The following is a 17,418-nucleotide window of genomic DNA, read 5'->3' as shown; positions in this document are numbered from 1 at the left end:
TCCTGGACGTCGTGCCGCGCGGCGGCCCCCCGGACGAGCCGTCCGCCCTGCTCGTCTAGGGTGGACGCATGGCTGATCTGCGCGTCGCGCTGGCACAGGTCGACACGTGCGTGGGGGACCTCGACGGCAACGCCGCCCTGGTCCTCGAGCGCACCCGGGAGGCCGCGGCCGCGGGCGCGCAGCTCGTCGCCTTCCCGGAGATGACCCTCACCGGCTACCCGATCGAGGACCTCGCGCTGCGGGCGTCGTTCCGGCGCGCGGCGTGGGACGCCGCCGCGGACATCGCGGCGCGGCTCGACGCCGAGGGGCTGGGCGCGGTCACCGTCGTGCTCGGCACCGTGGGCACCTCGGGCGCGCCCCGCGGTGCGGGCGCTGCGGAGCGCGAGGCCTCGGGCTCCCCCGCCGACCTCCCGACCAACCGCGCCGTCGTGCTGCGCGACGGCGCCGTGCAGGCCGCGTACGACAAGCACCACCTGCCCAACTACGGCGTGTTCGACGAGTTCCGCATCTTCGCGCCCGGCGAGACGACGACGGTCGTCGAGGTCGAGGGGCGCCGCGTCGGCATCGCGATCTGCGAGGACATCTGGCAGGACGGCGGCCCCGTCGCGGAGATGGCGACGCTCGACGAGGCGGGGAACGGGCTCGACCTGCTGCTCGTGCTCAACGGCTCGCCGTACGAGGAGGGCAAGGGGCACGTCCGCACGGACCTCGCCGCGCGCCGCGCGCGCGAGGTGAGCTCCCCGGTCGCGTACGTGAACCTCGTGGGCGGCCAGGACGACCTCGTGTTCGACGGCGGCTCGTTCGTCACCGACGCCGCGGGCACGGTGGTCGCCTCGTCGCCGCAGTTCGTGGAGGACCTGCTCGTCTGGGAGCTCCCCGCCGACGGCGCCCCGCGCGGGCCGCGCGCCCCCGAGCTGCACCCGGACGAGGAGGTGTACCGGGCGTGCGTGACGGGCCTCGCGGGCTACGTGCGCAAGAACGGCTTCCGCTCGGTCGTCCTCGGCGTCTCGGGCGGCATCGACTCGGCGCTCACCGCCGCCGTCGCCGCGGACGCGATCGGGGGCGAGAACGTCGTCGGCGTCTCGATGCCGTCGCGGTACTCGTCGGACCACAGCAAGGACGACGCGGCCGACCTCGCGAAGCGGCTCGGCGCGGACTACCGCGTCCAGCCCATCGCGCCCATGGTCGAGGCGTTCCAGGGCGAGCTCGAGCTCGAGGGCGTCGCGGAGGAGAACCTCCAGGCGCGCGTGCGCGGCGTGATCCTCATGGCGATCTCCAACCGCGAGGGCCACCTCGTCATCGCGCCGGGCAACAAGTCCGAGCTCGCGACCGGGTACGCCACGATCTACGACGCGGGCAGCATCGGCGGGTTCGCCCCGCTCAAGGACGTCGACAAGTCGCGCGTGTGGCAGCTCGCGCGCTGGCGCAACAACGCCGCGCTCGACCGCGGCGAGATCCCGCCCATCCCGGAGTCGTCGATCACCAAGCCGCCGTCGGCGGAGCTGCGCCCCGGCCAGACCGACCAGGACTCGCTGCCGCCCTACGACCTGCTCGACGAGGTCCTCGACGCCTACATCGAGCACGCCGAGGGACGCGCCGAGCTCCTCGCCCGCGGGTTCGACCCCGAGGTCGTCGACAAGGTCGTCACGCTCGTCGACCGCGCCGAGTGGAAGCGCCGCCAGTACCCGCCGGGCCCGAAGGTCACGGCGCTCGCGTTCGGCCGCGACCGCCGTCTGCCGATCACGAACCGCTGGCGCGAGCCGCTCGCCTGACGACGCCGGCACCCCGCGCGCCGTCCGCCCCCTCCCGCACCCAGGAAAGGCCGTCATGTCTGCTCACACCGCCCCCGAGCCCGCCGCGACCGGCGGCACGGGACCGCGCCGCGTCCGCGTGCACCACCTCGCCGAGGCCAAGACGCGCGGCGAGAAGATCACCATGCTCACCGCCTACGACGCGGTGACCGCGCGCATCTTCGACGACGCGGGGATCGACATGCTGCTCGTCGGCGACTCGATCGGCAACACGATGCACGGGCACGCGTCGACCCTGCCCGTCACGGTCGACGACCTCATCCCCCCGGCCCGCGCCGTCGCGCGCGCCGCGCGCCGCGCGTTCACCGTCGTGGACCTGCCGTTCGGCTCGTACGAGGCGGGCCCGGAGCAGGCGCTCGCCACCGGCGTCCGGTTCCTCAAGGAGACGGGCGTGAGCGCGGTCAAGCTCGAGGGCGGGCGCCGCGTCGCGGCGCAGATCCAGGCGCTCACGGACGCGGGCATCCCCGTCGTCGGGCACCTCGGCTTCACGCCGCAGTCCGAGAACCTGCTCGGCGGCCCGCGCGTCCAGGGGCGGGGCGACGACGCCGCGGAGCGCCTCAGCGAGGACGCGCTCGCCGTGGCCGAGGCGGGCGCCGTCGCGGTCGTGCTCGAGATGGTGCCGGTCGAGGTGGCCGCGCGCGTCACCGAGATCCTGCGCATCCCCACGATCGGCATCGGCGCGGGCGCCGCGTGCGACGGCCAGGTGCTCGTCTGGACGGACATGGCCGGGATGACGGACTGGTCGCCCCGGTTCGCCAAGCGCTACGCCGAGATCGGCGCCGCGCTCGGCCAGGCGGCGGCCGACTACGCCGCCGACGTGCGCGGCGGGACCTTCCCCGACGACGCGCACAGCTTCGCCCGCTGAGCACCCGGTGCGGGCGCCGGGTCACCCCGCGCCCGCACCGCCGTCGGCGACCCACGCGGCGACGCCGCTCGCGACGGCGTCCGCGTAGCGCTGGCGCCCCTCCTCCGACTCCATGACCGCGGCCTCGTCGGGGTTGCGCATCTCCCCCAGCTCGAGCATCACGGCCGGGCGCTCGGCGTGGTTGAGCGTCGCCAGGTCGGCGCGCCGCTGGACGGGGCCGTCGCCGGCCGCGACCGACGACGACGGCGCGAACCCGGCCGCCGTCAGCGCGGCCACGAGCTCGTGCGCGAGCGCGACGCTCGGCTCCCCCTGGGCCTCGTCCACGGGCGGGTCGGACACGATCGCGAAGAACCCGTGCGCGCGGCGGTCCTCCGTGCCGTTGGCGTGGAGCGAGACGAGCACGTCCGCGTCGTTCTCCTGCGGGAACCGGCCGCGCGCGTCGACGCACGGGCCCACGCCCGCGTCGTCCGGGCGCGTGAGCACGACGACGGCGCCCAGCTCGGTCAGGCGTGCCGCGAGCCGCCCCGCCACGTCCCACGTGAACGCGTGCTCCGGGTAGCCGGAGTCCGTGGACGTCCCCACCGTGTTGCAGGCCTTCGTGTCGCCCCGGCCGTCGGGGACGGGCGCGTTCACGACGAGCGGGTTCGCCCCGTTCCCGCCGTTGTGCCCCGGGTCGACGGCGACCGTCACGCCCGCGAGCGGGGGCGCCGGCCCGGTCTCCGTGGCGGTCAGGTCGGGCGACGCCGTCGACGGCGCGGGCTCGGGCGCGGCGGGCACGGCCCCGCCCGAGGGGGTGACCGTCGTCGGGCCGGCCCCCGACACGGCGCGGACCTGCAGCGCGACGAGGAACGTCAGCGCGCCCACCGCCAGGCCCGCGAGGAGGAGGCCGAGACGACCCGACCACACCCGGCGCGGGCCGGGCGGCGGGGCGTGGGTCACTCCTCGCGCTCGCGGCGGTCTTCCTCGTCCCAGGCGTCGGTGCGCTCGCGCGCCGTCTCCAGGGCCTTCTCGGCGGCCTCGCGCGTCGGGTACGGGCCCATGCGGTGCGACCACGACGCGCTCGGGCCGCGGTGCACCTCGCCGGTGCGCGTGTCGTAGTAGTACCCGTCCGCGGCCGCGGGCTCGCCGTCGTCGCTGAAGCGTGATCCGGTGCTCATGCCTCGATCCTCCCCCATCCCGGCCCGGCCGGCCGCCCACGGCGCCCGCGCGTTCGTAGACTGGCGGCCATGAGCACCGCCCCCGTCCCGCCCGACGCCGCCGCTCTTCCACGCCCCGGGCGCCGTGGCCCCCTGACGCCGGGTGTCGTGGGACCCCAGCGGCAGGTCCCGACGACGATCGAGCGCCCCGAGTACGTGGGCCGGCCGGGACCGCGGCCCTTCGAGGGGAGCGAGGTCAACAACCCCGCGACCGTCGAGCGCATCCGGACGGCCTCGCGTGTCGCGGCGCAGGCGCTCGTCGAGGTCGGGCGCCACGTCGCCCCCGGCGTCACGACGGACGAGCTCGACCGCGTGGGCCACGAGTTCCTCCTCGACCACGGCGCCTACCCGTCGACGCTCGGCTACCGCGGGTTCCCCAAGTCGCTGTGCACCTCGCTCAACGAGGTCGTGTGTCACGGCATCCCGGACTCCACCGAGCTCGTCGAGGGCGACATCGTCAACGTCGACATCACCGCCTACGTGGGCGGCGTGCACGGCGACACGAACGCCACCTTCACCGTCGGGGAGGTGGACCCGGAGTCGGCGCTGCTCGTCGAGCGCACGCGCGAGGCGCTCGCCCGCGGCATCAAGGCCGTCGCGCCCGGCCGCCAGATCAACGTCGTCGGTCGCGTCATCGAGCGCTACGCCGCCCGCTTCGGGTACGGGGTCGTGCGCGAGTACACGGGCCACGGCGTGGGGCGTGCGTTCCACTCGGGGCTCGTCGTGCCGCACTACGACGCGGCGCCCGACCACGCGACCGTGATCGAGCCCGGGATGGTCTTCACCATCGAGCCCATGCTCACGCTCGGCACGTCCGAGTGGCGGATGTGGGACGACGGGTGGACGGTAGTCACCGCGGACGCCTCGCGGACCGCGCAGTTCGAGCACACGCTGCTGGTGACCGACGACGGAGCGGAGATCCTCACACTGCCATGAACGCCCACCAGGACTCGCACGCCGCACCCCCCGCGGACCGCCCGCGCCCCCGCACCGCCTTCGGCATCGACGTCGGCGGCAGCGGCATCAAGGGCGCCCCGGTCGACCTCGCCACCGGCGAGTTCGCGCAGGAGCGGCACCGCATCCCCACCCCCCAGCCGTCGACGCCGCAGGCCGTCGCGGAGGTCATTGCCGAGCTCGTAGGCGCCTACGACCTCCCGCAGGACGTGCCGATCGGGGTCGCGTTCCCCGCCCCGCTCCAGCACGGCGTCGTGCGGTTCATCGCGAACCTCGACAAGTCGTGGACGGGCGTCGACCTCCCGGCGCTCGTCGCGCGCGAGACGGGACGGCACGTCGTCGCCGTCAACGACGCCGACGCCGCGGGCGTGGGCGAGGTGCGCTACGGCGCCGCGCGCGACGCGGACGGCGTCGTGCTCGTCGCGACGCTCGGCACCGGCATCGGCAGCGCGATCCTCGTCGAGGGCCACCTGCTCCCCAACACGGAGCTCGGCCACCTGGAGATCGACGGGTACGACGCCGAGACGCGGGCCTCCGACGCCGCGCGCGACCGCGAGGACCTCGACTGGGCGCAGTGGGCCGAGCGGCTCCAGCGCTACTTCGGGGTCGTCGAGGACCTGTTCTCGCCCGACCTCATCGTCGTGGGCGGCGGCGTGAGCAAGAAGCACGAGCACTTCCTGCCGCTGCTGCACCTGCGGGCGCCGATCGTGCCCGCCCAGCTGCGCAACGCGGCCGGGATCGTGGGCGCCGCGTCGCTCGCGGCCGACGCCGTCTGACGATCGTGCCACGGTCCGAGCCCGGTCCTGAGGGGCCGGGCTCGCCGGGGCCGTCAGGCCGGGCTGACCTCGTGGTGCTCGGTACCGAAGATCTCGATGACGCCGAGCATCTCGAGGACGTCCGTGACGACCGTCGGCGGGTTGCGCAGCGTCACGGACAGCCCCTCCTCGGAGCCGATCGTGTAGAACTGCACGAGGAACGCGATGCCCGTCGAGTCCATGAACGTCACCTTGGACGTGTCGATGACCACGGGTACGTCGCGTTCGAGAGCGTTGGCGAGCGCGGCGCTCGCCTCGCTGCGCAGGGCGACGTCGATCTCGCCCCACATGTCCACGACGCTCGCGTCGCGTTCCTCGAGCAGCCGGATGCCGCCCGTCCCTGCCCCGGTGTCGCTGCGTTCGAGCTCCTGTACCAACACTGCCCCGCCCTTCGTCCCGCCTTGCCTCGCCCACCCCGACGAGTGCCGCGCCTCCTGCCCGACGCCCCGACCTGTCGGCCCCCTGCTCTCGTACGTCGTCGGGCGACAGCAGGACTTCGGCGTGGTCGGTCGTCGCCAGAGTACCCCACGGATAGCGTCGGCTGGTAGGCCTCTGGCGAAGACTTTACCCAGACCCCCGCGGGCGGCCGTTCACCGGGGCGATGGTTGAGGATTCATTCAACAACTGGACGGCTGTCCAGACGACGACGGCCGCCACGGACCCGGTCGCGGGTCGACGTGACGGCCGTCGTGGCGGGCGCCGGACCTCAGCCGGTGTTCTGCAGGCCGGCCGCGACCCCGTTGACGGTGAGCAGCAGCAGGTGCTGGAGCTCGTCCTTGACAGGGCCCTCCGCGCCGGAGCGCAGGCCGCGCAGCGCGCGGACCTGGAGCAGCGAGAGCGCGTCGACGTACGGGCTGCGGAGTTGGACCGCGCGGCCCAGCACGCGCCGGCCGGCGAGCGGCCACGCGTTCTCCGTCACCGCGAGGACCTGCTCGCGCGTGAGGCGCAGCTCGTCGAGGATCGCCTGGGCGAGGTCGTCGCGGTCCCCGAGCGCCAGGTACCGCTCGGCGATGCGCTCGTCCGTCTTGGCGAGCGACATCTCGACGTTGTCCAGCAGCGTCGCGAAGAGCGGCCACTCGCGGTGCGCCTCGCGCAGCAGCTCGAGGTCGCCGAACTCGCGCAGCGCCGTGCCGAGCCCGTACCAGCCCGCGAGGTTGATGCGCGCCTGCGACCAGGAGAACACCCACGGGATCGCGCGCAGGTCGTCGAGCGACGAGACCGACAGGCCGCGACGTGCCGGGCGGGAGCCGATCGGCAGGAGGCCGACCTCCTCGAGCGGGGTCACCTGCGAGAACCACTGCGGGAACCCGTCCGCGCGCACCAGCTCGTGGAACCGGCGGCGCGACGACTCGTCGAGCGCGGCCGCGAGGTCGCGGTAGCGCTCGGTCGCCTCGGCGTTGCGCTTCTCCGTCGACGGCGCCGACGCGAGCAGCGTCGCCGCGGCGACCTGCTCGATGTGGCGCGACGCGATCGTCGGGTCGCCGTAACGCGCGAGGATGACCTCGCCCTGCTCGGTGAGCTTGAAGCGGCCGTCGACCGAGCCCGGGGGCTGGGCGAGCACGGCACGGTTCGCCGGGCCGCCGCCGCGGCCGAGGGCGCCGCCGCGGCCGTGGAACAGCGTGAGCGTGATGTCGTGGCGCTCGGCCCACTGCGCGATGCGGCTCTGCGCGTCGTGCAGGGCGAGGGTCGCGGACACCGGGCCGACGTCCTTCGACGAGTCCGAGTAGCCGAGCATGACCTCGACGCGGCGCCCGTTCTCGGCGAGCCGGCGCTGCACCTGCGGCAGCGTGAGCATGGACTCGAGGATGTCGACGCTCGCCCGGAGGTCGGCGAAGGTCTCGAACAGCGGGATCGCGTCGACCACGGGCGCCTCGTCGGAGCCCTCGAACGCGAGCTCCGCGAGCTCGTACACCGCGGCCAGGTGCTCCGGCTTCTGCGTGAACGACACGATGTAGCGGCGTGCGGCACGGATCCCGTAGCGCTGCTGGACCGCGCCGAGCGCGCGGAAGGTGTCGAGCACCTCGCGCGTACGGTCGGAGAGGTCGCCGTGCAGGCCCTTCTCCGCGATCTCGGCGAGCGCCCCCTCGTGGACCTGGGAGTGCTGGCGCACCTCGAGCTCCGCGAGGTGGAACCCGAACGTCTCGACCTGCCACACGAGCTGCTGCAGGTCCCCGTACGCCGCGCGGGGCGCGCCCGCCGCAACGAGCGACTCCTGGACGACGCGCAGGTCGGACTCGAGCTGCTCGGCGTTCGGGTAGGCGAGGTCGGCGTTGCGGGCCCGCGTCGCGGCGATGCGGTCCGCGACGACGAGCAGGACCGCGCGGTGCGGCTCGCGCGGCGACGCCTCCGACGCGGCGACGGTGACCGCCTCCGAGAGCCGGCGCTGGCGCTCCCACAGGGCGCGCAGGCCGTCCGACGGCGGCGTGCCGTCCTGGTCGAGCGTGAGCTTGCGCCCGACGGCGCGCGCCTGCTGCTCGAGCGCCGCGAGCGCGTGGTCGGCCGCGATTGCCGCGGCCTGGCGCGTCACGTCGGCCGTGACGTTCGGGTTGCCGTCGCGGTCGCCGCCGATCCACGTGCCCAGGCTGACGAACGGCCGCACGAGCGGCTCCTCGCGCCCCGCCTCGTCGCCCAGCAGCCAGTCGTCCAGGCGGCGGTAGACGGTGGGGAACGTGTCGAACATCGTCGCGTCGAACACGCCGAGCGCCGTCTTCACCTCGTCGAGGACCGACGGCTTGTGCTCGCGGATGGGGGCGGTGCGCCACATCGTGTCGATCTCGGCGAGGAGGCGACGCTCGTTCTCCGCGAGCGACGTGCCGCCGAGGCGCTGCGCGTCCCGCTCGTCGAGGAGCGTCGCGATGCGCCGCACCGCGCCGGAGACCGCACGACGGCGCGCCTCCGTGGGGTGCGCGGTGAGCACGGGGCGGAACTCGAGGCGACGAAGCCGGCGCAGCGCCTCCTCGCGCCCGACCTCGCCGACGAGCTGCTCGAACGCCTCGGGCAGCGAGTCGTCGGGCGTCGTGGCGCGGGTCGCGAACTCCGCCTCGCGCTCGCGCAGGACGCGCACGCGGTGGTACTCCTCCGCGAGGTTCGCGAGGTGGAAGTAGCACGTGAAGGCCCGGGCGACCTGCTCGGCGCGCGCCATGGACAGGCCCTCGACGAGCGCCTCGGCCTCGGCGAGCACCGCGCCCGACCGGTCGTCGTACGCACGGATCGAGAGCTCGCGGAGCCGCTCGACGTCGTCGAGCAGGTCCTGGCCGCCCGTCTCGCGCAGCACGGTGCCCAGCAGGCCGCCGAGGAGGCGGACGTCGTCGCGCAGCGGGCCCGGGACGTCGTGGCGCGCGAGGCCGCGCCCGGCGTGCCCGGTGTCGTCGGGGAGGTCGGAGACGTCGGCGGAGACCCGGTCGGGGCCGTCGGCAGCACCCGGGGACGGGGACAGTTCCGAAGGGGAGAGGTCGTTCACGGTGACGAGAGTATTCCTTGACCGTCAGGGGACGTCGAGACGTCCGAGGGGTGATCGCTGGTCGAGCACGGGTCGGCCCGGGGTCGCGAGGCCGCGGCCCGGGCACGCCGCAGGAGGTCAGCGGCGCGCGCCGACCCGTACCGCGTCGAACGGCGCGTTCGACGCCACGCGGTCCTCGATGGAGGCGGTGACGACGTCCTTGGCGACGCGCGCGGCGTCGAGCACCGAGGCGCCCTTCGCAAGCTCCGCGGTGATCGCGGCGGCGAACGTGCAGCCGGCCCCGCTCACGCGCTCCTCGCCGATCTTCGGGGTGCGCAGCACGTGCACCTCGTCGCCGTCGACCAGGACGTCGACCGCGTCGGGGCCGGGCAGCTCGACGCCCCCCTTCGCGACGACGGCGCGCGGGCCGAGCGCCTGGACCTTGCGCGCCGCCTCGACGAGCTCCTCGACGGTCTCGATCGACTCGACGCCCGCGAGCGTGCGCGTCTCGAAGAGGTTGGGCGTGACGACGGTCGCGAGCGGGAGGACCTGCGCGCGCAGCGCCGTGTCGGTGTCGAGGGCGGCACCGGGCTCCTGGCCCTTGCAGATGAGGACCGGGTCGAGCACGACGTGCTCCCACGTGCGCGAGCGCAGCGACTCGGCGACGACGTCGATCGTCGCGGGCGTGCCGAGCATGCCGATCTTCACGACCGAGGGCTCGTGCGTGACCGTCGCCGCCTCGAACTGGTCGGCGATCACCTGCGGGTCCACGGGGACGAAGCGGTGGCCCCAGTCGTTCTTCGGGTCGAACGAGACGATGCACGTGAGCGTGCCGACGCCGTAGGCGCCGAGCTCCTGGAACGTCTTCAGGTCGGCCTGGATGCCGGCGCCGCCGGTGGCCTCGGAACCGGCGATGACGTAGGCGAGCGGAGGCGTGTGCGAGTCGTGGTGCGACATGGTGCTCCTCGGCACGAGTAGGACGGGGCCCGTCCTCCCGGTGGTGCCGGGAGAGGCGGGCGGACGCGCCGGCGGACCGGCGTCTCCGCGGCGGGTGCGGCACGACAGCCTAACGCCGTACCGCGGCGCTCACGCCGTCCCGCCGCCTCGCGGCCGCCGCGGCCCGAGCCCGCCCGGGCCGCGCGCGGCCCTCCCGTGCCCGCGCACGAGCAGCGTCCCGAGGCCGAGCATGAGGGCGGCGAGCGCAGCCAGGCCGGCGGTCGTGGCGAGGGCGTACGAGGGCCCCGCGGACGGCCCCGGGGCGGCCGGGTGCGAGCCCGGCACCGCACCGGCGGGCGCCTCCCCCGGGCCCGACGGCGGGAGGCCGGGACCGGGGCCGGGGCCGGGGCCGGGAGGAGGCGTCGCTCCGAGCAGCAGACGGACCGTCGCGGCCGCGACGTCGTTCTCCGGGACGGTGTCCGGGGCGTCGTGCGCGACCCGCGCCGTGACGACGAGGTCCGTGCCCGGCGCCCCGGTGGCGGTGCCCGTGAGGCGGTACGTCACCGCGGCGCCGGGCGGCAGGTCGCCGACGACGCACGTGAGGACCGTCGCCGCCACGACGGCGAGCGCGGCGGTGGCCGCCGGCGTGCAGCGCACCTCGGCGGTCGTGCCCGCCGGGCCGCCGTTGCGCACGACGGCGTCGAGCTGCACGCGCTCGCCCGGTCTCGCCTGGCCCGACGGCGGGGAGAGCATCACGGACACGTCCGTCGACGGCGGCGCGGTCGCGGTCCCGCACGCCCGGTCGTCGTTGTCGTCCGCGACCGGCAACCAGGGCACCATCTACCCTGCGTTTTCATGACCACCCGAACCGTCGAGCAGTTCGCCCTCCAGTCGGCCTCCGACGGCAACGACGTGCGCGTCACCACCGACGGAGCGCAGATCCACCGCTGGGACGACAGGCAGTACGCCCCGCCGATCGTCCTGGACGTCGACGACGAGGACCTGAACCGCTTCCTCGACGCGGTCGCCGACGACGTCGAGGTGCTCTGGCCCGGACGAGAGCCTCGTTGGGCGGGCTTCGCTCTCCTGATGACTCACATCGACGAACTGCTCCGCATGCGCGAGACACCACCCGCCCGGCTGGGGTTCGACGAAGCAGGGCAGCTCAGAGCGCACTAGCCGTCCAGAGGCGGCTGACGACCCTCGACACGACGCGGTCGGGGACGCGTGTAGGTGCCCGGCTCGCGCCGTCTCTGATGCGAGGCGGCCGTAACTCTGTCGCAGAGCCCGGCGTGGACGGAGTGGAGGCGTCCGCGCTGGGCTCACCCCAGTCCGGGGACGGTCAGCGCCAGGGGGGGCAGGGCACAACCCGACGCCGTTGAAGTCGTCATCGCCGTCGTCGATGTCAGCGTCGATCGTCACGGCACCAGAGGAGGCGCCGCTGTCTCAGGTCGGGCGGTGCGATGCGGACGAGCCGGTCTGTACGCCGGGTTCTGTTCCCGCGCGAGGTCACCCTCGCGCGGGCGACGGTCATCCATCTAGGCCCTGCGTCGCCGCAGGGCTCGAGCGGTCTACCCGACTGTGCTTCTCCGTGGAGAATCGGGCGGGCAGCCCTCAGACACAGTCTGTCTGACCTTGCTCCAGGTGGGGTTTACCGAGCCGGACCGGTCACCCGGTCCGCTGGTGGTCTCTTACACCACCGTTTCACCCTTACCGCACCGGTCGGGGCCGGAGCCCTTCCCGACGCGGCGGTCTGTTCTCTGTGGCACTGTCCCGCGGGTCACCCCGGGTGGGCGTTACCCACCACCTTGCCCTTCGGAGCCCGGACGTTCCTCGGCGGGAGGCACGAGGCCTCCCGACGCGACCGTCCGACCGACTCGTCCGCGCCAGCAAGGCTACCGCTCCCGGGCGGCTCGGCGGACCAGCGACCGGTCCGCCGGCGGGTCGTGCCCCGTAGTATGGCCCGCCCCCCTCGAAGCCTGCTCCCGGAGGTCTGTCGTGCCCGCCACCGCCGAACCGTCCGCCCCCGACGCCCCGAGCGCGGCACCCGCCACCGACACGTCGGCCGAGCTCGCCCGGGAGCAGGAGTTCCTCGCCGACGCCCGCAGGCAGCTCGCCCGCATGCGCGAGCGGGCGGGGTCGCTCGACGCGCTCGCGGGAGACCGGGTCAGCGCCGAGTACCTCGAGGCGGCGCTCGCCCGTCGGCTCGCCCAGCTCGCCGACGACCCCGAGGTCCCGCTCTTCTTCGGACGCATCGACCTCGACGGCACCGGCCACGAGCCCGCCGAGGTCTTCCACATCGGCCGCCGCCACGTCTCGGACCCCGAGGGCGACCCGCTCGTCGTCGACTGGCGCGCCCCGGTGAGCACGCCCTTCTACCGCGCCACGCGCACCGAGCCGATGGGGGTCGCCGTCCGCCGCCGCTACGGCTTCCAGCGCGGCGCCCTCACGGGCTTCGAGGACGAGACGCTCACCGCCCCGGGTCCCGGCGCGGAGTCCTCCGCGATCCTCGAGGCCGAGATCGAGCGGCCCCGCACCGGGCCGATGCGCGACATCGTCGCCACAATCCAGCCCGAGCAGGACGTCATCGTGCGCAGCGGGATCGACCGGACCGTCGTCGTGCAGGGTGCGCCCGGCACCGGCAAGACCGCCGTCGGGCTGCACCGCGCCGCGTACCTGCTGTACTCCCACCGGGAGCGGGTGAGCCGCGCAGGGATGACCGTCGTCGGGCCCAACGCGAGCTTCCTGCGGTACATCCGCGACGTGCTGCCCGCCCTCGGCGAGGTCGACGCGACCCAGACCACCGTCGAGCAGATCGTCACGGCGCACGGCCGCCTGCGCGGCACGGAGCCCGCGGACGTCGCGCGGCTCAAGGGCGACGTGCGTATGGCCGAGGTGCTCCGCCGCGCGGTGTGGTCGCACCTCGTCGAGCCGTCCGAGGCGCTCGTGCTGCCCCGCGGTGCGCGCCGCTGGCGCGTCGCCGCGCACGAGGCCCGCGAGTGCGTGGCGCAGGTGGTCGGCCGGGAGCCGCGCTTCGACGCCGGTCGCGACCACCTGCGGCACGCGCTCGCGCACCGGATCCTCGTGCAGATCGAGGAGTCGGGCGAGGCGCTCGACGAGCGGGCGTGGGACGCGCTCGCGCGCACCCGCCCGGTCCGGGACTACACCGCCGCGGTGTGGCCGAAGGTCACGCCGACGGCGCTGCTGCACCGGCTCCTCGTCGACCCCGCGTTCCTCGCCGCGAGCGCCGACGGCGTCCTCACCCCGGCCGAGCAGGAGCTGCTGCGCCCGGCCCGACCGTCCCGGACACCGGGCACGGCCCGCTGGACGCTGGCCGACCTCGTCCTGCTCGACGAGGTCGCGGACCTGCTGGCCCGCGGCGCGTCGGTCGCGCACGTCGTGGTGGACGAGGCGCAGGACCTGTCGCCGATGATGCTGCGCGCTCTCGGGCGCCGGGCGCGTACCGGCTCGCTGACGGTGCTGGGCGACCTGGCCCAGGCGACGACGCCGTGGGGGGTCTCCTCGTGGACCGACGCGCTGACGCACCTCGGCAAGCCCGACGGCCACGTGGAGCAGCTCACCGCCGGCTTCCGCGTCCCCGGCGACGTCATCGAGTACGCGGCCCGCCTGCTCCCCTCGATCGCGCCGGACCTCGACCCGCCGGTCGCCGTCCGCCGGGCGCGGGGCGAGCTCGTCCTCACCACCGGGCCGCTCGTGGACCTGGTCCGCACGGCGCTCGCCCGGGAGGGGTCGGTCGGGCTGATCGTGCCCGACGCCGGCACGGACGCCGCGCGCGCGGCGCTCGCCGCGGCGGGCCTCGCCTTCGCGGTCGTCGGCGAGGCGTCGGACGACGACGGCGCGGTCGAGTTCGACGCGCGCCTCGACCTCGTGCCCGCGTCGCTCGCGAAGGGGCTGGAGTTCGACCACGTCGTGCTGGACGACCCGGAGGGCGTCGTCCGGGGCGAGCCCGACCGGGTCACGGGGCTGCGACGGCTGTACGTCTGCCTGACCCGCGCGGTGACGTCGCTCGCCGTCCGCCACCGGGACGACCTGCCCGCGGAGCTCCGCCGCCCGTGACGGGCGCCCCGGCGGTGGGGCGGACGCGCCGGGACCGTCGTGTCGGAACTCCTCGGTAGGGTGCCCGGGTGGCCACAGCGACTGCGACCGACCCCGCGCTCGACGTGCTCCGGCGAGTCTTCGGGTACGACGCGTTCCGGGGTGAGCAGGCGGCCGTCATCGACACCGTCGTCAACGGCGGCGACGCCCTGGTGCTCATGCCGACCGGCGGGGGCAAGTCGCTGTGCTACCAGATCCCCGCCCTGGTCCGTCCAGGGACCGGCGTCGTGGTCTCCCCGCTCATCGCCCTCATGCAGGACCAGGTGGACGCCCTCGCGGCGCTCGGCGTCCGCGCCGCGTTCCTCAACTCCACGCTGTCCTCGGAGGACCGCCGCGCCGTGGAGCGCGCGCTCGTGGCGGGTGAGCTCGACCTGCTCTACGTGGCGCCGGAGGGGCTCCGCAGCCGCGCCACCCTCGACCTGCTCGACAGGACGCCGATCGCGCTGTTCGCGATCGACGAGGCGCACTGCGTCTCCCAGTGGGGCCACGACTTCCGGCCGGACTACCTCGAGCTGTCGGTGCTGCACCAGCGCTGGCCGTCCGTCCCGCGCATCGCGCTGACCGCGACGGCGACGGCTGCGACGCGCGCCGAGATCGCCCTGCGCCTCGACCTGGAGGGCGCGCGGCACTTCGTCTCCAGCTTCGACCGCCCCAACATCACCTACCGGATCGTGCCCAAGGACCGGCCCGAGAAGCAGCTGCTCGACCTGCTGCGGACCGAGCACGCCGGGGAGGCCGGGATCGTCTACTGCCTCTCGCGCGCGTCGGTCGAGAGGACCGCCGCGACGCTCGTCGAGAACGGGATCCAGGCGCTGCCCTACCACGCGGGGCTCCCCGCGTCGGTGCGCGCCGCGAACCAGTCCCGGTTCCTGCGCGAGGACGGCGTGGTCATGGTCGCGACGATCGCCTTCGGCATGGGCATCGACAAGCCCGACGTCCGGTTCGTCGCGCACCTCGACCTGCCCAAGTCCGTCGAGGGGTACTACCAGGAGACAGGACGCGCGGGGCGCGACGGCCTGCCGTCCACCGCCTGGCTGGCCTACGGCCTCGCCGACGTCGTGCAGCAGCGCAAGCTCATCGAGACGTCCGACGGCGACGCCGCGCACCGGCGCAACCTGGGCCGGCACCTGGACGCGATGCTCGCCCTCTGCGAGACCGTGGAGTGCCGCCGCGCCCAGCTCCTCGCCTACTTCGGCCAGGAGCACCCGGGGGCCTGCGGGTCGTGCGACACGTGCCTCGCCCCGCCCGAGGCCTGGGACGGGACGGTCGCCGCGCAGAAGGTGCTCTCGACGGTGTTCCGCCTGGACCGCGAGCGCGGGCAGCGCTTCGGCGTCGGGCAGGTCGTCGACATCCTCCTCGGCCGGGACACGGAGAAGGTCCGGCGGTTCCGGCACCAGGAGCTGTCGGTGTTCGGGGTCGGGGACGACCTGTCCGAGAACGAGTGGCGGGCCGTGGTGCGCCAGCTCCTCGCCCAGGGACTGCTCACCGTCGAGGGCGCGCACGGGACGCTCGTGCTCACCGCGGCGAGCGGGGAGGTCCTGGCCCGGCGCCGCGAGGTCCGGATGCGGCACGAGCCGGCGCGTCCGGTGCGCGCGGCGAAGGGACGGAAGGCGTCGGCCGCCGCCGAGCTGGCCGAGGCCGACGTCCCGCTCTTCGAGGCGCTGCGCGCCTGGCGGGCGGGCGAGGCGAAGACCCAGGGCGTGCCCGCGTACATCGTGTTCGGGGATGCGACGCTCCGCGGGATCGCGACCGCCCGGCCCGGCTCGCTCGAGCGGCTCGCGCTGGTGAGCGGCGTCGGCGAGAACAAGCTCGCCCGGTACGGCGACGCGGTGCTGGCCGTCGTCGCCGAGGCAGGCTGAGCGGCCCCGCACGGGGCTCGGACCGCCCCCCGCCGCCCGAGGCAGGGGACGCGCGAGTCAGACGTCGACGCGGTACGACAGCGCGAGCTCGTCGCCGCTGACCCCGCGGATGCCCCAGTTCTCGCGCGGGCTCTCGAGGATCACGAGCTCCACGTCGTCCACCGTCAGGCCGAGGGCTGGCACGACGTCGTCGTACAGCGCCGCGACCAGCGCGCGCTTGGCCTCGCGCGTGCGGCCCGTGAAGCAGACGACCTCGACGACCAGGTACGCGTCCGAGCGCGGGGCGACCAGGTCGTCGTCGTCCAGGAGCAGGAAGCGGTGGAACCGCTTGTCCGGCGGGAGCTGCCACGCGCGCACGAGCGCGTCGTGCAGCGCGTCGGACACCTCCGTCCGCCGCGCGCCCCACACGCTGCGCCGTCCGTAGATCTTCACCTGGGCCATCGGGCGAGCGTAGCCGTGACGCACCCCACGCCGTCGGCCCCGGTCACCCGCGGCGGCGACGTCGCGCGCGCTCGTAGAGTGACCCGGTGCTCGTGCTGCTCCCCCCGTCCGAGGGCAAGACCCCCGCGCCCGACGGCGCCCCGCCCGTCGACCTCGACACCCTGACCTCCCCCGCGCTCACCGCGCACCGCGTGACGGTCCTCGACGCGCTCGCCGCCGCGAGCGCCCGGCCGGACGCCCACGAGGTCCTGGGCACGACGCCGGGGCTCGCCGAGGAGGTGCGACGCAACACCGTGCTGCGCTCGGCCCCGGCCGGTCCGGCAGCCGACGTGTACACGGGCGTGCTGTACGGCGCCGCGGACCTCGCGGGGGCGCTCGCCGCGGGCGGGGAGCCCGCGCGTCGGGCCCGCGAGGACGTGCGCGTCGTGTCGGGGTTGTGGGGCGCGCTCTCCCCTGCCGACCGGGTCCCGGCGTACCGGCTCTCCATGGCGGTGGACCTGCCGGGCGTCGGGAAGCTCGCCACGGCGTGGCGGCCCCACCTCGCCCCCGTGCTCGACGAGCGGGCCGCGGGCGACGTCGTCGTGGACTGCCGGTCCGCGACGTACGTGGGCGCGTGGAAGCCGCGGACATCGGGCCCGCGGGCGGCCGAGTGGGTCGCGGTGCGGGTCGTGCGCGAGCACGCCGGGAAGCGGACCGTCGTCTCGCACAACGCCAAGCACACGCGCGGCGTGCTCGCCGGGCACCTCGTGCGCCGGGAGGCGGCGTCGCCGTCGTCCGCGGCCGGGCTGCTGGACGCCGCGCGCGAGCTCGTCGGCACGGTGATCGGGACCGAGGTCGGCTCGGGCCTCACCTACCGGCTGATCGAGGCGACCCTGCACGACGCCACGACGCGCAGCGGGCCGCGCACGCTCGAGCTCGTCATCTCCTGAGCGGTCCGCCCGAGCGGTCCGGGCGAGCGGTCCGGCGCGGTGGTCGGCCCGGGCCGG

Annotated in this window: 15 protein-coding genes and 1 other RNA gene; 8 read left to right on the top strand and 8 right to left on the bottom strand. The window is 75.0% G+C overall.

Going from position 1 to position 17,418, the window contains the following annotated elements; genetic code table 11:
• Positions 1-68: 68 nt before the first annotated feature.
• Together B8281_RS11140 and panB are read left to right on the top strand one after the other, a co-directional pair.
• Positions 69-1,772 (top strand): NAD+ synthase, encoded by a 1,704-nt coding sequence (locus B8281_RS11140; RefSeq protein WP_085387740.1) that lies wholly within the window; start codon positions 69-71, stop codon positions 1,770-1,772.
• 55 nt (positions 1,773-1,827) lie between these two features.
• Positions 1,828-2,676, top strand: coding sequence for a 3-methyl-2-oxobutanoate hydroxymethyltransferase (gene panB / locus B8281_RS11135; protein ID WP_034653916.1), 849 nt, complete (start codon positions 1,828-1,830; stop codon positions 2,674-2,676).
• 21 nt (positions 2,677-2,697) lie between these two features.
• Here panB and B8281_RS11130 read toward each other — a convergent pair whose 3' ends face one another.
• Together B8281_RS11130 and B8281_RS11125 are read right to left on the bottom strand one after the other, a co-directional pair.
• Positions 2,698-3,615 (bottom strand): N-acetylmuramoyl-L-alanine amidase, encoded by a 918-nt coding sequence (locus B8281_RS11130; RefSeq protein ID WP_198163058.1) that lies wholly within the window; start codon positions 3,613-3,615, stop codon positions 2,698-2,700.
• Positions 3,612-3,833 carry a hypothetical protein gene (locus B8281_RS11125; protein ID WP_043653514.1) on the bottom strand — a complete coding sequence of 74 codons (222 nt, stop codon included), beginning with the start codon at positions 3,831-3,833 and terminating at the stop codon, positions 3,612-3,614. The genes B8281_RS11130 and B8281_RS11125 overlap by 4 nt, the downstream gene beginning before the upstream one ends.
• Before the next feature lie 69 nt (positions 3,834-3,902).
• Between B8281_RS11125 and map the strand changes: the two genes are divergently transcribed.
• Both map and ppgK read left to right on the top strand, forming a co-directional pair.
• Positions 3,903-4,808: a type I methionyl aminopeptidase gene (gene map, locus B8281_RS11120; protein ID WP_085387738.1), complete on the top strand. Its 906-nt coding sequence runs from the start codon at positions 3,903-3,905 to the stop codon at positions 4,806-4,808.
• A complete protein-coding gene (gene ppgK / locus B8281_RS11115) occupies positions 4,805-5,602 on the top strand; it encodes a polyphosphate--glucose phosphotransferase (RefSeq protein ID WP_021482429.1) in 798 nt (265 codons plus the stop codon). The genes map and ppgK overlap by 4 nt, the downstream gene beginning before the upstream one ends.
• A gap of 53 nt (positions 5,603-5,655) precedes the next feature.
• Here ppgK and B8281_RS11110 read toward each other — a convergent pair whose 3' ends face one another.
• The 4 genes from B8281_RS11110 to B8281_RS20040 all read right to left on the bottom strand — a co-directional run bounded on the left by B8281_RS11110 (position 5,656) and on the right by B8281_RS20040 (position 10,853).
• Positions 5,656-6,021, bottom strand: a complete 366-nt coding sequence (locus B8281_RS11110) for an STAS domain-containing protein (RefSeq protein WP_021482430.1) — start codon at positions 6,019-6,021, stop codon at positions 5,656-5,658.
• A gap of 326 nt (positions 6,022-6,347) precedes the next feature.
• Positions 6,348-8,957, bottom strand: a complete 2,610-nt coding sequence (locus B8281_RS11105; protein ID WP_034653917.1) for a phosphoenolpyruvate carboxylase — start codon at positions 8,955-8,957, stop codon at positions 6,348-6,350.
• Positions 8,958-9,218: 261 nt separating this feature from the next.
• Entirely contained in the window at positions 9,219-10,037 is an 819-nt protein-coding gene (gene thiD, locus B8281_RS11100) for a bifunctional hydroxymethylpyrimidine kinase/phosphomethylpyrimidine kinase (RefSeq protein ID WP_021483778.1), read from the bottom strand.
• Positions 10,038-10,166: 129 nt separating this feature from the next.
• Entirely contained in the window at positions 10,167-10,853 is a 687-nt protein-coding gene (locus tag B8281_RS20040; protein ID WP_198163057.1) for a DUF11 domain-containing protein, read from the bottom strand.
• An 18-nt stretch (positions 10,854-10,871) separates the two neighbouring features.
• Here B8281_RS20040 and B8281_RS11090 point away from each other — a divergent pair, with 18 nt between their 5' ends.
• Positions 10,872-11,195, top strand: coding sequence for a hypothetical protein (locus B8281_RS11090; RefSeq protein ID WP_021482872.1), 324 nt, complete (start codon positions 10,872-10,874; stop codon positions 11,193-11,195).
• A gap of 287 nt (positions 11,196-11,482) precedes the next feature.
• Here the strand turns inward: B8281_RS11090 and rnpB are convergent.
• Positions 11,483-11,896, bottom strand: an RNA gene (gene rnpB, locus B8281_RS11085) — RNase P RNA component class A.
• 118 nt (positions 11,897-12,014) lie between these two features.
• On the opposite strand from rnpB, the gene B8281_RS11080 reads away from it, so the two are divergent.
• Positions 12,015-14,093 (top strand): AAA family ATPase, encoded by a 2,079-nt coding sequence (locus B8281_RS11080; protein WP_085387736.1) that lies wholly within the window; start codon positions 12,015-12,017, stop codon positions 14,091-14,093.
• Positions 14,094-14,161: 68 nt separating this feature from the next.
• Positions 14,162-15,991 (top strand): DNA helicase RecQ, encoded by a 1,830-nt coding sequence (recQ, locus tag B8281_RS11075; RefSeq protein ID WP_034653124.1) that lies wholly within the window; start codon positions 14,162-14,164, stop codon positions 15,989-15,991.
• A gap of 57 nt (positions 15,992-16,048) precedes the next feature.
• On the opposite strand, the gene B8281_RS11070 is transcribed toward recQ, so the two are convergent.
• A complete protein-coding gene (locus B8281_RS11070; protein ID WP_085387735.1) occupies positions 16,049-16,432 on the bottom strand; it encodes a tautomerase family protein in 384 nt (127 codons plus the stop codon).
• A gap of 86 nt (positions 16,433-16,518) precedes the next feature.
• On the opposite strand from B8281_RS11070, the gene B8281_RS11065 reads away from it, so the two are divergent.
• On the top strand, positions 16,519-17,361 hold the full coding sequence (locus B8281_RS11065) for a YaaA family protein (protein WP_043653506.1): 843 nt from the start codon (positions 16,519-16,521) through the stop codon (positions 17,359-17,361).
• Positions 17,362-17,418: the final 57 nt, after the last annotated feature.

The organism is Cellulosimicrobium sp. TH-20, from assembly GCF_002105775.1.
Taxonomy (GTDB): domain Bacteria; phylum Actinomycetota; class Actinomycetes; order Actinomycetales; family Cellulomonadaceae; genus Cellulosimicrobium; species Cellulosimicrobium funkei.
Note: the sequence above shows the minus strand (reverse complement) of the source record. Positions and strands in the feature narration are given on the sequence as shown.

Excerpts from the sequence above, each read along its gene's own strand:
- B8281_RS11140 (WP_085387740.1), top strand. The coding sequence starts at position 69 with ATGGCTGATCTGCGCGTCGCGCTGGCACAGGTCGACACGTGCGTGGGG.
- thiD (WP_021483778.1), bottom strand. The coding sequence starts at position 10,037 with ATGTCGCACCACGACTCGCACACGCCTCCGCTCGCCTACGTCATCGCC.
- map (WP_085387738.1), top strand. The coding sequence starts at position 3,903 with ATGAGCACCGCCCCCGTCCCGCCCGACGCCGCCGCTCTTCCACGCCCC.
- panB (WP_034653916.1), top strand. The coding sequence starts at position 1,828 with ATGTCTGCTCACACCGCCCCCGAGCCCGCCGCGACCGGCGGCACGGGA.
- B8281_RS11090 (WP_021482872.1), top strand. The coding sequence starts at position 10,872 with ATGACCACCCGAACCGTCGAGCAGTTCGCCCTCCAGTCGGCCTCCGAC.
- ppgK (WP_021482429.1), top strand. The coding sequence starts at position 4,805 with ATGAACGCCCACCAGGACTCGCACGCCGCACCCCCCGCGGACCGCCCG.
- B8281_RS11125 (WP_043653514.1), bottom strand. The coding sequence starts at position 3,833 with ATGAGCACCGGATCACGCTTCAGCGACGACGGCGAGCCCGCGGCCGCG.
- B8281_RS11070 (WP_085387735.1), bottom strand. The coding sequence starts at position 16,432 with ATGGCCCAGGTGAAGATCTACGGACGGCGCAGCGTGTGGGGCGCGCGG.